Origin of the sequence: Planomonospora corallina, assembly GCF_042650625.1 — a bacterium.
Lineage (GTDB): Bacteria > Actinomycetota > Actinomycetes > Streptosporangiales > Streptosporangiaceae > Planomonospora_B > Planomonospora_B corallina.
Genome location: NZ_JBHSBM010000016.1, coordinates 408,453 through 422,670, shown reverse-complemented (window position 1 = coordinate 422,670; position 14,218 = coordinate 408,453). Strand labels below are relative to the sequence as shown.

General features: G+C 76.6%; 12 protein-coding genes. 2 read left to right on the top strand and 10 right to left on the bottom strand.

The window, feature by feature from the left end:
* The 7 genes from ACFOWE_RS13145 to ACFOWE_RS13115 all read right to left on the bottom strand — a co-directional run.
* A partial coding sequence (locus ACFOWE_RS13145; RefSeq protein WP_377287557.1) for a cation-translocating P-type ATPase occupies positions 1-1,426 on the bottom strand: 1,426 nt, incomplete at its 3' end.
* Positions 1,419-2,384 (bottom strand): universal stress protein, encoded by a 966-nt coding sequence (locus tag ACFOWE_RS13140; RefSeq protein WP_377287556.1) that lies wholly within the window; start codon positions 2,382-2,384, stop codon positions 1,419-1,421. The genes ACFOWE_RS13145 and ACFOWE_RS13140, both read right to left, overlap by 8 nt.
* A 105-nt stretch (positions 2,385-2,489) precedes the next feature.
* Positions 2,490-3,485 (bottom strand): Acg family FMN-binding oxidoreductase, encoded by a 996-nt coding sequence (locus ACFOWE_RS13135; RefSeq protein WP_377287555.1) that lies wholly within the window; start codon positions 3,483-3,485, stop codon positions 2,490-2,492.
* 158 nt (positions 3,486-3,643) lie between these two features.
* Positions 3,644-4,885, bottom strand: a complete 1,242-nt coding sequence (locus ACFOWE_RS13130) for a site-2 protease family protein (RefSeq protein ID WP_377287554.1) — start codon at positions 4,883-4,885, stop codon at positions 3,644-3,646.
* A gap of 132 nt (positions 4,886-5,017) precedes the next feature.
* On the bottom strand, positions 5,018-7,315 hold the full coding sequence (locus tag ACFOWE_RS13125; protein WP_377287553.1) for a heavy metal translocating P-type ATPase: 2,298 nt from the start codon (positions 7,313-7,315) through the stop codon (positions 5,018-5,020).
* 38 nt (positions 7,316-7,353) lie between these two features.
* Positions 7,354-7,833 (bottom strand): CBS domain-containing protein, encoded by a 480-nt coding sequence (locus ACFOWE_RS13120; protein WP_377287552.1) that lies wholly within the window; start codon positions 7,831-7,833, stop codon positions 7,354-7,356.
* Entirely contained in the window at positions 7,833-8,699 is an 867-nt protein-coding gene (locus ACFOWE_RS13115; protein WP_377287551.1) for a universal stress protein, read from the bottom strand. The genes ACFOWE_RS13120 and ACFOWE_RS13115 overlap by 1 nt, the downstream gene beginning before the upstream one ends.
* 205 nt (positions 8,700-8,904) lie before the next feature.
* Between ACFOWE_RS13115 and ACFOWE_RS13110 the strand changes: the two genes are divergently transcribed.
* On the top strand, positions 8,905-9,600 hold the full coding sequence (locus ACFOWE_RS13110; protein ID WP_377287550.1) for a CBS domain-containing protein: 696 nt from the start codon (positions 8,905-8,907) through the stop codon (positions 9,598-9,600).
* Between the two features lie 169 nt (positions 9,601-9,769).
* Here the strand turns inward: ACFOWE_RS13110 and ACFOWE_RS13105 are convergent, their stop codons facing one another.
* The 3 genes from ACFOWE_RS13105 to ACFOWE_RS13095 form a co-directional block, all read right to left on the bottom strand.
* Positions 9,770-10,462 carry a response regulator gene (locus tag ACFOWE_RS13105; protein ID WP_377287549.1) on the bottom strand — a complete coding sequence of 231 codons (693 nt, stop codon included), beginning with the start codon at positions 10,460-10,462 and terminating at the stop codon, positions 9,770-9,772.
* Entirely contained in the window at positions 10,459-11,643 is a 1,185-nt protein-coding gene (locus ACFOWE_RS13100; protein WP_377287548.1) for a sensor histidine kinase, read from the bottom strand. Before ACFOWE_RS13100 ends, ACFOWE_RS13105 begins: the two co-directional genes overlap by 4 nt.
* Before the next feature lie 109 nt (positions 11,644-11,752).
* Positions 11,753-12,376 carry a hypothetical protein gene (locus ACFOWE_RS13095; RefSeq protein ID WP_377287547.1) on the bottom strand — a complete coding sequence of 208 codons (624 nt, stop codon included), beginning with the start codon at positions 12,374-12,376 and terminating at the stop codon, positions 11,753-11,755.
* Positions 12,377-12,767: 391 nt separating this feature from the next.
* Between ACFOWE_RS13095 and ACFOWE_RS13090 the strand changes: the two genes are divergently transcribed.
* A partial coding sequence (locus ACFOWE_RS13090; RefSeq protein ID WP_377287546.1) for a phospholipase D family protein occupies positions 12,768-14,218 on the top strand: 1,451 nt, incomplete at its 3' end.

The window sequence follows — 14,218 nt, the reverse complement described above, 5'->3', positions numbered from 1 at the left end:
GCTCGGCCTCGTCGGCGGCGGCGGCGCGGGGATCGTCGCGCCGGGCGACGGCCAGCACGCGCAGGCCGCGCTCGCTCATCGCGTGCAGGGCTGCCTGGGCTCCCGGCGCGGGCCCGCACAGCGGCAGGACCGCGTCGGGGGCGCCCTTGAGGTGGAGCCGGCCGCCGGCGACCGCCGAGGAGCGGCGGCGGACGGGATCGAACGGGAAGCGCAGGATGACCTGCTCCTCCTGCCCGGCCCCGGCCTCCAGCGCCAGCGCGTGCAGCGCGACCTCCATCGGGTCGCCGACCCCCCGGTGCCCGCCGTCGGCGGGGACCAGCCGCCCGGTCGAGCACGCCACCGCCGAGCGCATGATCTCCGCGGCCGGGGCGGGGTCGGTCAGGTCGAGCGGGCCGTGCGGGGTCCAGATCTCGGCGACCGTCATCTCGTTGCGGGTGAGGGTGCCGGTCTTGTCGGTGCAGATGAACGTGGCCGACCCCAGGGTCTCCACCGCCTCCAGGTGGCGGACCAGCGCCCTGCTGTCCGCCATCCGCCGGGCGGCGCGGGCCAGGGAGAGGGTGACCGTGGGCAGCAGCCCTTCGGGCACGAGGGCGACGGTGACGCCGAGCGCGAGCAGGAACCCCTCGGCCGGCGCCATGCCGAGCAGCAGCGTCAGGACGAAGAACGCCACTCCGACGCCGAGCGCGATGGCCGCGACGACCTTGACGACCCGGTCCAGCCGGCGGGCGAGTGGACTGGGCGGCCGCTGCGCCGACTGGGTGAGCGTGGCGATGGCGGCGAGCCGGGTCCGGGGGCCCGTGGCCGTCACGACGGCCTCGGCCTGCCCCTCGACCACGAAGGTGCCGGCGTGGACGGCGTCCTTCTCGCCGGGCCGGACGGGGACGCTCTCGCCGGTCAGCATGGACTCGTCGACCGCCAGCGCGTGGGCCTCGGCCAGCTGAAGGTCGGCGCTGATCCGGTCACCGGCCTCCAGCAGGACGACGTCCCCGGCGACCAGGTCGGCGGCGTGCACCACCGTGCGGCGGCCGTCGCGGCGGACCGTGACGTCGGCGGGGATCAGCTCGCGCAGCCGCCTGCCCGCCTGGTCGGCCCGGTACTCCTGGGCGAACGCGAAGGTGCCGTTGAGCAGGATCACCACGACGATGGCGACCGCCAGCTGGGGCATCCCGGCCAGCAGCGCCAGGCCGGACGCGGCCCACAGCAGCAGCGCGAAGAAGTGCACCATCTGCTTCAGCAGCAGCAGCGGCACCGGGCTGCCTTCGCGTTCGGGCAGCCGGTTGGGACCGTCGGCGGCCAGGCGGCGGGCCGCCTCGGCCGAGTCGAGGCCCGGGCGTGCCTGTGGGACGGCAGGGCCGGGCCCCTGCCGCGCCGGAGGCACGGTGCCGGGGCCGGAGGCGGGGAACGCGCCGGCCGCCGGGTCATCCATCGTGCCGGGAGGGGACGGTGTGCCCCTCCCGCACCCCCTCGTCCGCTTCCTGCCGCGATCCCGGCCGCTCGTCCGCGGGGACCGGGACGACGGCCACGGGACAGCGGGAGCCCTCGATCATCTCCCGGGCGACCGTGCCCAGGCGGCCGGGGCGGCGGCTGCCGCCCGCGCTCACCACGAGCAGGACCGCGCCGGCCGAGGCATCCTCCAGGGTCTCCCGCGCCGGCCCGGCCACGACCCGGGTCTCGACGGGGACGTCCGGGTACCGCTCCCGCCACGGCGCCAGGCGCTCCTCCATCCGCTCCCGGACCGCGCCTCCGGCCGTTCCCCCGCCCCCGGCCCCGGGCTCCGCTCCGCCGGATCCCGGCACGGGTTCCGCCGCGGGCGGACGCATGGGTTCCGGCCCGGCGGCGTGCACCGCGGCCAGCCGCAGCCGCCGCAGGGCCGCCTCCCGGAAAGCGAACTCCACCACCTCGTCGGGAGCGGCCGGGTCCAGGCCCAGCACCACCGGGCCGGGCTCGGCCGGCACGGGGATCGGGCCGGGACCGCGCACGACGACCACCGGGGCGCGCGCGTGGGCCGCGACGTGGGCGGTGACGGAGCCCACCACGGAGCGCGCCAGGGAGCCCAGCCCCCGGGAGCCGACCACGACGACGTCCGCGCCCTCCGAGAGCTCGACGAGGCGCCCCGAGGCGGAGCCCTCGTACAGGTCGGCGGTGACGGCGCCGACCGCGCTGCACGAGCGCGCGCACTCGGCGCCGTGGTAGAGCACGTGGTCGGCGGCCTTGCGCAGGTGGAGCCTGGCCTCCTCGGGAGCGTCCCCGTACGGCCAGCGCCAGGCGTGGGTGACGGTGAGCGGCGACCGCCTCAGCTCGCACTCGTCCATCGCCCAGTCCAGGGCCTGCATGGAGAAGTCCGAACCGTCGTAACCGACGACGACTCCACGCTGCTCAGTCATGGTCCTCACCTCGGATCCATCGTCACCGGCGGCGGCCGCCACCGGCAGGGCACGACGTCCCGCCGGCCGGGGACCTCGGCCTCCGGCCCCGGCCGCGCGGAGGTGTCAGCCCTCCTCCAGCGTCTCGGCGAGCCCGCGCCTCCGGGTCTCGGGCGGCGTGTCGAGCGTGATCCCCAGCCTCATGATCATCTGCGGGTGCTCGCCCGAGCACAGCTCCTGCCGCAGCACCTCCCGCAGATGGGCCAGCTCCAGCGCCTGTGTGTGGAAGGCCGCGCTCACTCCGCAGGCGGAGGCGTGCAGCAGCACCCGCTGCAGGGCCTGTCCCGCGGCGACCCACTCCCGGCGGGTGTCGCCCGGCGTGGTGAGGAGGGCGACGACCCCGGTGGAGGCGGCCGCGTTCCGGTCGGCCTCGTACCCCCAGGCGTGCTCCCCGGCGTAGTCCCGCTGCGCGAAGTGGGGCTCCGTCTGCACGGCCTCCCGGGGGTAGGCGTCGGCGGGCACCCCGTCGGAGCGGGTGCTTCCCGGCGGCCTGCCCCAGCGGATCACCTCGAGGCCGAACCTCCGGTCGTGGGCCTGGATCTCCTGGGCGGCGACGGTCAGCGCTCCGAGCACGCGCACGGCCGCCGGCGCGCGCACCGGGGTCAGCGTGGCGCCCTCGGTCAGCGCCTGGACGGAGAGGTCGTCCAGGAGCTCGTCCGAGACCGGCAGGTCGGCGAAGCCCGCGCGGTGGGTGCGCCGCCGTTCGATCTCGGCGCGCAGCATCCGGGTGTGCTCGTCCGGCTCGACGGCCGGGCCCGGCCGTACGGTCGCCACCAGCGAGGGCCGGTCGGGGTCCGGCAGCACGCGGACCACCGGCTCGTGGCCTAGGGCGCGCAGGGCCACGCGCGTGTTGAACAGCGCCGCCCCGCAGCTGACGAGCATCTCCCGCCCGGATTCGTCACCGGAGCGCAGCTTCCTGTCGGAGTCGGCGCGCACGCTGATCTCGTCGCCGCGCACGGCGAACGACCAGGGCTGCGTGTTGTGCACCGACGGAGCCCGGGTCGCGGCCTCGACGGCGGTGCGCAGGTCCTGGGCGGTCTCCTCGGCGGTGTGGGTCCTCATGGCGGTTCTCCACCTCCTCCCGGGCGGAGCCCCGCGCCGTCCGGACGGTCTCCGGCGCTCGGGGCCTCCCTCCGTTCACGTGTCTTTATGCCCCGCGCCGTGGCGGGAACCCGGTCCGGCCCCGGGAAGGAGCGCCCCCCGCCCGGGGAACCCGCGGCTCACGCCCCGCCGGCACGGCCCTCGCCGGAGGTCCCCCCGTCCGCGCCCTCCTCGTCCGCCTCGCCCGGAGCGCCGGCTCCGGAGCCGTCCCCGGCGGACCGGCCGGCGGCGTCCTCCTCGCCGGGGCGGCTGCGCAGCAGGGCCTGCCCGAGGATCCTGGCCAGGTCGGCGGCGGTGACCATGCCGACGACCCGGCCCGCCTCGGCGACCAGCGCGACCGGTTCGCCGGGGGGCGCGGCGCACTCCAGGATCCGCTCGGCGGGGTCGCCGGGGGCCAGGACCCGCTCCGGCGGGAACGGGCGGGCCAGCCGGTCGACCCGGGTCCCGGCGCGCCGTTCCGGGGCGAGGGCCGCGATCGCGTCGAGCGAGACGGAGCCGGTGGGGGCTCCCGAGAAGTCCACGACGGGGAAGACGCTCTGCCGTGACCGCAGCGCCACGGAGGCCGTGAAGCCCTCCAGGTCCGCCCAGGCGGGGGCCAGGTCGGGGCCGGGGACCATGATGTCGCCCATGCGCAGCCCCCGCAGTCCCTGCCGCGCCGTGCGGGTGACCGCCTCGCCGCGGGCGGCGCCGGTCAGGAACCAGCCGATCAGCACCGTCCACAGCCCGCCGAACGGCGAGATCAGGAAGATCTGCGCGATGCCGGCGGCGACCAGGACCATGCCCAGCCCCTCCCCCGCCCGCGCGGCGCCCCGGTCGGCGCGGGCCCGGTCGCGGTGGCGCCACCAGAGCAGGGCGTGCAGCACCCTCCCGCCGTCCAGGGGGGCGCCGGGCAGCAGGTTGAACACCCCGAGCATGACGTTGACCAGGGACAGCCAGGCCAGCGCCGCCCACGGCAGCGCCGGCCCGTCGACGACGAGCACCGCGCCGAAGAGCACCGCGCCGATGCCCAGGCTGGTGAGCGGACCGGCGGCGCTGATCGCCAGCTCCGTCCCCGGGGTCCGGGCCTCCTCCTCGAGCTCGGTGACGCCGCCCAGCATCCACAGCGTGACGGACTTGACCCCGATCCCCCGGCGGCGGGCGACCAGGGCGTGGGCGAGCTCGTGGGCCAGCAGCGAGGCGAAGAACACCGGCGCCGTCACGGCGGCCACGCCCCAGTAGGACTCCCCCGGCAGTCCCGGGACGGCGGACGGCAGCACGGACGCCCCCAGGAGGGCCACCACCACCGCCACGATCAGCAGACCGGACCAGTGGACCCCGAGCGGGATCCCGGCCACCCTTCCCAGACGCAGGCTCGGCTTCATGTTTCCACGATCCCCCTCCGGCCCCGCCTCGGCACCCCCGGGAGGCCGCAGGGACACCCCAGGATGCCGCGGGGACACCTCCGGGACGCCGGGGGGACACCGCGGGGACGCCTCCGTGTGCCGGACGGCGGCTCAGAGCGCCGAGCCCGCGGCGAGCGAGAAGTACGCCTCCTCCTCCTGGTCGAAGTGGAGGACCAGCACGGCGTGCAGGCCGTACAGGCAGGCGCGCAGGTCGTCGAGCTGCTCGGCGCGGAGTCCGCCGTCGGAGGCGAGCGCCAGGTGGCGCTCCAGGCGGCGCGCCAGCCGGTCGATCTCCGCGTGCGCCCTGCTCATGGTCATCGTCACCTCGGGCCCGCCGAGCGCCCTGCCCATCGCCGGGTACAGCCGCCGCTCCTCGGCGTGCTCGTGCGGGAGCAGCCGCCCGGTGAGGAAGCCGAGGACCTCGCGGAGCCGGTCGGGCGCCTTCCCCGCGGACCGGCCGTCCAGTTCGTCGGCCGCCTGCCGGATCAGCTCCAGCGGCGGCTTCAGTTCGTAGTGCTCGGTCTCGAAGCGGCGCAGCAGGTCCTCGGTCTCGGCGTCCAGCACCGCCCGGGTGCCCCGCGCCGGGCGCAGCGCCCGCAACGCGTTGAGTATCACCGCCACGTCGATCGCCTCCTGCAGCAGGGCGCCGGCCGCGGGAGGGAGCCTGCCCGCCGCGGCGAAGGCCATGGCCAGCAGCGACAGGGCCATCCCGGCCGCGGCGCTCTGCACGGCGATGCGGCGCGAGCGGCGGGCGACGTCCATGGCGTCGGCCAGCCGGTCCAGCCGGTCGGCGGTCAGCACCACGTCGGCCGCCTGCGTGGAGGCGGCCGAGCCCCGGGCGCCCATCGCGACGCCGACGTCGGCCGCGGCCAGCGCGGGGGCGTCGTTGATCCCGTCGCCCACCATCACGGTCACGGCCCGCCCGGTCTCCTGCCGTACGGCGTGCACCTTCCCCTCCGGCGTGCGCTCGGCCAGGACCAGGTCCACCCCGAGCACCACACCCACGCTCTCGGCGACCTCGGCCCGGTCCCCGGTGAGCATGACCACCCGTTCGATCCCGGCGGTGCGCAGCCGCCGCAGGGTCCGCGCGGCGTCGGAACGCACCGCGTCGCGCAGCAGCACCACCCCTGCCGGTTCGCCGTCCACCGTCACCCAGACGGTCATGGCGCCGTCCAGCGCGGCCCGGGCCCGCTGCGCCCGCTCCCAGTCCGAGCGGGAGCCGTCCGCACCGCCTTCGCGGACCTTGCCGACCTGGACCCGCCGCCCCTCCACCACGGCCTCGGTGCCGACGCCCGGCCTCTCCCGCACCCCGTCGGGCCGGGGCGTCTCCAGCCCCCGCTCGCGGGCCGCGCGGACGATCGCCGCGGCCAGCACGTGCGCCGAGACCTGGTCGACCGCGGCGGCCAGGGCGAGCACCTCGCCGGCGGTGCGGCCGGGCGCGGGCACGACGTCGACCACCTCGGGCCGGCCGGCGGTCAGCGTGCCGGTCTTGTCCAGGACCAGGGTGCGGGCGTGCCCCAGCCGCTCCAGCGCCCCGCCGCCCTTGACCACCACGCCGCGGCGCGCCGTACGCGACAGGCCGGAGGCGATCGCCGCGGGCGCGGCGAGCAGCAGCGGGCAGGGGGTGGCGACCACCAGCACGGCCACCGCCCGGACCGCCTCGCCGGACAGCAGCCAGGCGAGGGCGGCCGCCACGAGGGTGAGCGGGAGGAACCAGGCGGCGAAGCGGTCGGCGAGCCGGACCACGGGGGCGCTGCCCGCCTCGGTCTGGCGGGCGAGCCGCACCACCCCGGCGTAGGTGCTCTCGGCGGCGGTCGAGGTGGCCCGCAGGTCGAAGGCGGCCCCGGCGTTGACCACGCCGCTGCGCGCGCTCCGCCCGGCCGCGCGCTCGACCGGCAGCGACTCGCCGGTCAGCGCCGACTCGTCCAGCAGCGCGGTCCCGGCCTCCACGGTCCCGTCGACCGGGACGGTCTCCCCTGCGGGGACCAGCAGCAGGTCGCCGGGGCGCACCCGCCCGGCGTCCACCGCCTGCGGCACCCCGTTCTCGTACCGGTGCGCCGTGCGCGGGACGCGCTCGTACAGCGCGGTCAGGTCCCGGCGGGCCCGGTGCAGGGCGTGGTCCTCCAGCGCCCGGCCGGTCGCCAGCATCACACCGATCACCGCGCCGGCCGGGTACTCCCCCACGGCGAGCGACCCGGCCAGCGCGAGCACCGCGATGGCGTCCACCCCGAGGTGGCCGGCCCGCAGCGCGGAGACCACCCACCAGACGGCGGGCACCAGCGCCACGGCGGTGACCCCCGCCCAGACCGCACCGGCGGCCTGCGCGGCCCCGGCCAGGTGGAGCAGCGCCCCGGCGAGCAGCCCGGCCACGGAGAACCCGAGGAACAGGGGCGTGCCGAGTCGTCCCATGCCGGTTCCCTCCTCCGTTCCGTCCCCGCCTCGCCCTGTCACTCCCCCGGGTGCCGGGGCAGGACCGGGACCAGGCGGAACATCCCGGTCAGCACCTCGGAGGGGCCCTCCCCGTCCGGGGCCAGCCCGGCCACGGCCCGCACCACGTCGGTGGCCGTCACCATCCCCACGAGGACCTCGCCGTGCTCGACGACGGCGACCGCGTCGGCGCTGGCGCCGAGCATGGACTCCGCGGCCTCGGACAGGCGGCTGTCCGGCGGGACCCGGGGGCAGCCGTACTCCGCGAGCAGTTCGGCGACCCGCACCCGGGACTGCTCGGCGGGGCCGCCCGACCAGGCGGCGGCCAGCTCGTCCCTCGCCAGCACCCCCCGCAGCCGGCCGCCGGTGTCCACCACCGGCAGGTGGTGGACACCGGCGCAGCGCATGATCTCCCAGGCGATGAGCGGCGACTCGTCGGGGCCGACGGTGACCAGCGTGCGGCTCATCACCCGCGCGACGGGAAGATCGCGGACGTCCATCATGTCTCCTTCCGGGCCCGCACCACCGCGACGGGGCAGTGGGCGTGGTGCAGTACGCCGTGGCTGACCGAGCCCAGCACGGCCGAGCCGAGCGCGCCCAGGCCGCGCGAGCCGACGACGACCAGGTCGGCCTTCTTCGACTCGTCGGACAGGGTCAGGACCGGGTGGCCGCAGATCACCGTCTTTTCCACCGTGACCTGCGGGTACTCCTCCCTCAGCGGGGCGAGCGTCTCCTCGGCGACCTGCCGCTCGGCGGCGAAGATGTCCTCGACCAGCGGAGTGTAGGCGGTGGCGCCGGCGCCCAGGACGGGCATCTGCCAGGTGTGGACGGCGTGCAGGACGGCGCCGCGCCGTACGGCCTCGGCGAAGGCGTACCGCAGGGCGGCGGCCGAGTGCTCGGAGCCGTCGAAGCCGACCACGATCCGGCCGCGGACCTGCTCGGGCACGTTACGGACGACCACGACGGGCGTGTCCACGTGGCCGCTCACCGCGAAGGAGACCGAGCCGAGCACCAGTCCGGCGAAACCGCCCAGGCCCCGGCTGCCGAGCACGACCTCCTCCGCGCTCTCCGCCTCGCGCCGCAGGACCTCGGCGACGCCGCCCCGCTCCAGGGCGGTGCTCACCTCGATCCCCGGCTCGTGCCCGCGCGCCACGTCCTCCGCCAGCTCGGCGACGCCCTCGCAGTGCTCCGCGACCGAGTCGCGGAAGCCGGGCGGCGTGTCCAGCGGCAGGTCGTAGGCCCACGGCTCGCACACGTGCACAATCCGCAGGGCGCAACCGCGCCGCGCGGCGTCGGCGGCGGCCCAGGCCACCGCGGCCGTCGAAGCGGGGGAGCCGTCCACGCCCACAACCACATGCCTTGTCATCTGATCCTCCTCGGGGGGTGCCTTCTCCTCCATCCGACCGCACCGCGGATCTCCGTGCAGCGGCCGAAAGACCCGGAGGGCGGGGACCTCGGTCCCCTGCCCCGGAACCTCCCCCGCGATGGGATGGGGATGCGGGGGAAGCCGGGAAGACTCTCCGCAGGAGCCCTGCCCGCCCGCGGGCCGGCCCGCCCGACGAGGAGGAGAGATGCACGTCAAGGTCGAGGACGTCATGACCGCCCAGGTGACGTCGGTCAACGGCTGCACGCCGTTCAAGGACGTGGCCGAGGTGATGATCAACCATGAGGTGAGCGCGGTCCCCGTCGTCGACGGCGAGGGGCACGTCATCGGCGTCGTCTCCGAGGCCGACCTGCTCCGCAAGGAGGAGTTCAAGGAGCAGTACTACCAGGAGGGCTACCAGCCGCCGCTGCGCGTCCGGCTCCGCCGGCGGCTCGGCGGCCGGGAGGACGCCCGGCGCAAGGCCACCGGGGACACCGCGGCGGAGCTGATGACGTCTCCGGCGGTCACGATCCGCTCCGCGGCCTCGATCGTCTCGGCGATCCGGCTCATGGAGGAGCACGGGGTCAAGCGCCTGCCGGTGGTGGACGCCGAGGGGCGGCTGGAGGGCATCGTCAGCCGGCAGGACCTGCTGAAGGTCTTCGTCCGCGACGACGCCGAGATCGCCCGCGAGGTGAACCAGGACATCCTGGGGCGGCCCCTCTGGGAGGGCCCGCACGACGCGACCGCCACGGTCGAGCGCGGGATCGTCACCCTGAGCGGGCGCATGCGGCTGCGCCGGGACGCCCGGCTCGTCGTCCGGCTGGTCCAGCGGGTGCACGGGGTGGTCGACGTGGTCGACCGGCTGGAGTGGGAGACCGGCGGCACCGACCGGAAGGCGCCCTGACCATCCGCGACCGCGCGCTCAGGACCCGGACGGAGGAGGTCCGCCGTCACCGGCCGTCCGGGTACGGCGGAGTCCTTCCGCGGTCCCTCCCCCGGAGGCCTTCCGCGGTCCCTCCCCCGGAGGCCTTCCGCGGTCCCTCCCGCGGGGGACGCGCCGCGGGAGGGACGGGTCACAGCAGGCCCCGGTCCCGGGCGTAGATCGCCGCCTGGGTGCGGTCGCGCAGCCCGAGCCTGCCGAGGATGCGGGAGATGTGGTTCTTGACCGTGCCCTCGCTCAGGTAGAGGCGGCCGGCGATCTCACGGTTGGTCGCGCCCCGGGCGACCAACCGGAGCACCTCGAGTTCGCGGGCGGTCAGCGCCGCTTCCGTCCCGCCGGCGGCCGGGCCGGGAGGCCCGGGGAGCGCGTCCGCGGCGCCCGCCGGCGCGGGACGGGTGAGAGCCGCGGCCAGCCGGGCGGCCGCCGCCGGGTCGAACTGCACCACCCCGGCGTGCGCGAGCCGCACCGCCGCGGCCAGCTCCCGCGCCGGCAGGTCCTTCAGCAGGTAGCCGGTCGCGCCCGCCCGCAGCGCCTCCACCACGTACTGCTCGTCGTCGAAGGTGGTGAGCATGACCACCCGGCAGGACGGGGCGCGGCGCCTCAGCTCGGCCACGGCCCGGATCCCGTCCATCCCGGGCATGCGCACGTCCATGAGCACCACGTCCGGCCCGAGCTCCACCGCCCTGCCGACCGCCTCGCGGCCGTCGGCGGCCGTGCCGACGACCGTGATCCCTGGCTGGATGCCGAGCAGGGAGGCGATGCCCTCCCTGATGAGGCGCTGGTCGTCGGCGACCAGGACGCGAACGCTCTCCTGCTCCCCGGTCACGGCCGTCCCCCCCGATCGGGCCCGTGCCGATCGGCTCCGCGCGGGATGGTGACGGTCAGGCGGGTGCCCTCGCCCGGCCCGCCCTCGAGATCGATCCTGCCCCCGGCGAGCTCCGCCCGTTCCCGCATGCCGAGCAGGCCGAACCCCTCGCATCCGGGCGTCAGGCCCCTGCCGTCGTCGGCGACCGTCAGCCGCGCGGCCGCCCCGTCGAGGACGACGCTGACCGAGACGCGGGTGGCGTCCGCGTGCCGCCAGGCGTTGGTGATGCCCTCCTGCGCCGCGCGGTACAGAGTGGTGAGGGTCTGGGAGTCGTACCCGTCCTCGTCGCCGGTGAACTCCAGCGTGACGGCGGCCCGCCCGTCCCCGGCCAGTCCGTCCACGAGGCCGGACAGCGCCGGGGCGAGGCGGAACGGCGCGCGGTCGGCGCGCAGCGCGCGCACCGACCGCCGCACGTCGTCGAGCGCGCGCCTGGCCGAACCGTGCGCGTCGTCGAGCGCCTGCCGCGCCGCCCGGGGGTCGAGGTCCTGGAACGCGGCGGCCTTCTCCAGCAGCACGACGACCGCCGTGAGGTGATGGCCGAGGTCGTCATGGATGTCGCGGGCGAGCCGGTTGCGCTCGGCCGTGGCCGACAGCTCGGCGACCCGCTCCGCGTAGGCGGTCAGGTCCCGGTGGGACTCCTCCAGCCTGGCCCTGCCCCTGCGCTCCTCCACCGCCACGGCGGCCATGGCCACCGCCAGCACCAGCCCGACGCAGAACATCAGCAGGTCGGTGACCTGCTCCACGTCGGTGTACCAGCGGGGGGCGCCCAGCTGGTGGCCGGCCACGACCAGTCCCGCGCAGGCGGCGGCGAGCACGACGGCGGCCGTCCGGCCGAAGGAGAAGTAGGCGGTGAACGGCACCAGGACGAACAGGATCCGCGACAGTCCCGAGCCGTCGGCCGCGGCCACGACGGCGAACAGCGCCACGCGCGCGGCGAGCAGCGCCGCCGCCGGCCCGCGCGGGGTGCCGGCGGGGTGGCGGCGGTGCTCGGCCAGGTCGAGCCCGAGCAGTACGGCCAGGCCGCCGGCGAACCAGGCGGGCCGGGTGGCGCCCAGCCCGGCCAGCCCGGCGTACAGGCCGGCGGCGAGCACGGCGCCGTAGAGGACGGGCGAGACCCAGAAGGGCCGGGGGCAGGGGGACACGGCGCAAGCCTACGACCGGCGGGCGCGGGGATCGATATGCCGGAAGGCACGTGCCGGCCGGATGCCCGGCGCGGCACGTGCCGGACCTGGCGCCCGGTCCGGACAGGGCCTACCGGCCGCCCGCCGGCGCGGGCGACGGCAGGTCCCGGCCGGGCACGCCCGGCCGCCGGACCGCGTCCGCCCCGGACCACACCCGCGCCGACAACCAGACCAGCGTCGCGCAGACGGCCACGTGGACGAGGCTCGTGAACGGCGTGTCGGGCAGCGGAGCCAGCGCGGTCAGCAGCACCAGCGAGACGACGTAGGCCGCCGCGGCCGGGCGCGGGAACACCCGGGCGCGCCACATCGACACCCCGAACAGCACGGTGCCGGCGACGAACACCGCCATGCCGCCGAAGACCGCGAACCGGGTCGGTCCTGCCATCAGACCGGCGGCGACCGGCGCGTCCAGGAAGAACACCACCAGGTTCAGGGCGAACGCCACCCCGGTGAACAGCCCGAGGCCGACCGTGTTCACGGCGTACGCCACGGCGCCGAACCGACCGGCGGCCGCGCCCTGGTGCAGGTGGAAGGCGGTCAGGGCGGGCGGCCCGAAGGCGGCGCCGAGACCGATGACGAAACTCGTGACGGCGGTCTCGCCGGTGAACGCCTCGGCGATCCCGGGCAGGCCGATCGACAGTCCCAGCAGGACTCCGCAGACCGCGCCGAAGCGCGGCAACCATGAGGGGGACATCGGATGAAGCTCCTGTTCGGTGATGTGGGACGGTGGGAGGACGGGCGGGGCGACGGGAGGCGACGGAGGCGATGGAGGCGATGGAGGCGATGGGGAGGCGGGCCGGTGACGGAGAGGGACAGCCCGACCCTAGGAGCGGCGGACCGGGCGCCGGGAGTGCCGGACGGCCCGATCCCGGGCCGGAGGTCACCCCCGCACGTGCCGCCCTCCGTCCCGGACGGCACGTGCCGCGCGGGACCAGCCGGAACACTCGCACCGCCGCGGGACCGGCCTGACCGCTCGCACCCGCAGGACCTGCCGGACCGCTCACACCGCCACGGGACCGGCCGGACGCGGCGCCCTGGCCGCACCTGTGCGGCGTCGGACGGCGGAAAAGGGGTAGGCGACGCCTGTGCGCGTCCACGACTGGTTCCTGACCGCCGGCGAGCGGGGCAATCCGGCCAGCCGGATCGACTCCCGGCACGGCGACGGCGTCGCCTGGTCCACCGGCAACACCGTCCGGCCCCTCGTGCACGGCGCCGCGTACTTCGCCGACCTCCTCGCCCGGGTCCGGGAACTGCGCGAGGGCGACCTGCTGCTCTTCACCGACTGGCGCGGCGACCCCGACGAGCGGCTGGACGGCCCCGGCACCGAGGTCGCCTCCGTGTTCGCGGACGCGGCCCGGCGCCGCGTCGTGGTCAAGGGCCTGATCTGGCGCTCCCACTGGGACCGGCTCCGCTTCAGCGCGGAGGAGAACCGCCAGCTGGGCGAGGAGATCGAGGCGGCGGGCGGGGAGTACCTGCGCGACATGCGGGTCCCGCCCGGCGGCTCGCACCACCAGAAGCTCGTGGTGCTCCGGCACCGCGGCGACCCGCGCCGCGACATCGCCTACGTCGGCGGCATCGACCTGTGCCGGTCCCGCCGCGACGACGCCTCGCACGCCGGCGACCCGCAGGCCGCGCCGATGGCGGCGGCGTACGGTCCCCGCCCGCCCTGGCACGACGTGCAGGCCGCGATCCAGGGCCCGGCCGTGGGCGACGTGGAGGCCGTCTTCCGGGAGCGGTGGACCGACCCCCAGCCGCTGACCCGCAACCCCGTGCACCGCCTGGCCGACCTGCTCCGCCACGACGACACCCGGGCGGACCCGCTCCCGGCGCAGTTCCCCGACCCGCCCGCGTGCGGACCGCACGCCGTGCAGCTGCTGCGCACCTATCCGCAGCGCCGCTCCCGCTACTCCTTCGCCCCGCGGGGGGAGCACAGCGTCGCCCGCGGCTATCTCAAGGCCCTGCGCCGGGCCCGCTCCCTGATCTACATCGAGGACCAGTACCTGTGGTCGCCGCAGGTCGCCGAGTGTTTCGCCGAGGCGCTGCGGGACCGGCCGGAGCTGCTGATGGTCGGCGTGCTGCCGCTCCACCCCGACCAGGACGGCCTGCTCGCCGGGACCCCGCAGGTCCTCGGCCGCAGGCAGGCCCTGCAGGTGCTGAAGGAGGCGGGCGGGGACCGGGTGGCGGTCTACGGCGTGGAGAACCGCGTGGGCACGCCCGTCTACGTGCACGCCAAGGTCTGCGTCGTCGACGACACGTGGACGACCATCGGGTCCGACAACTTCAACCGCCGCTCCTGGACCTACGACTCGGAGCTGACCTGCGCGGTCCTCGACGAGACCTCGGACGGGCGGGAGCCGCGCGATCCGGGCGGGCTGGGCGACGGCGCCCGGCGCCTGCCCCGGGAGCTGCGCCTGGCACTGGCCCGCGAGCACCTCGACCGCGCCGACGGCGACGACCGCGACCTGCTGGACCCGCGCTCGTTCTTCGCCGCCTACGCCGCCGCCGCGACCGCGCTGGAGGACTGGCACGCCTCGGG

Bases quoted from the DNA above. Each gene is read 5' to 3' on its own strand.
- ACFOWE_RS13140 (WP_377287556.1), bottom strand. From the start codon at position 2,384: ATGACTGAGCAGCGTGGAGTCGTCGTCGGTTACGACGGTTCGGACTTC.
- ACFOWE_RS13135 (WP_377287555.1), bottom strand. From the start codon at position 3,485: ATGAGGACCCACACCGCCGAGGAGACCGCCCAGGACCTGCGCACCGCC.
- ACFOWE_RS13130 (WP_377287554.1), bottom strand. From the start codon at position 4,885: ATGAAGCCGAGCCTGCGTCTGGGAAGGGTGGCCGGGATCCCGCTCGGG.
- ACFOWE_RS13125 (WP_377287553.1), bottom strand. From the start codon at position 7,315: ATGGGACGACTCGGCACGCCCCTGTTCCTCGGGTTCTCCGTGGCCGGG.
- ACFOWE_RS13120 (WP_377287552.1), bottom strand. From the start codon at position 7,833: ATGGACGTCCGCGATCTTCCCGTCGCGCGGGTGATGAGCCGCACGCTG.
- ACFOWE_RS13115 (WP_377287551.1), bottom strand. From the start codon at position 8,699: ATGACAAGGCATGTGGTTGTGGGCGTGGACGGCTCCCCCGCTTCGACG.
- ACFOWE_RS13110 (WP_377287550.1), top strand. From the start codon at position 8,905: ATGCACGTCAAGGTCGAGGACGTCATGACCGCCCAGGTGACGTCGGTC.
- ACFOWE_RS13095 (WP_377287547.1), bottom strand. From the start codon at position 12,376: ATGTCCCCCTCATGGTTGCCGCGCTTCGGCGCGGTCTGCGGAGTCCTG.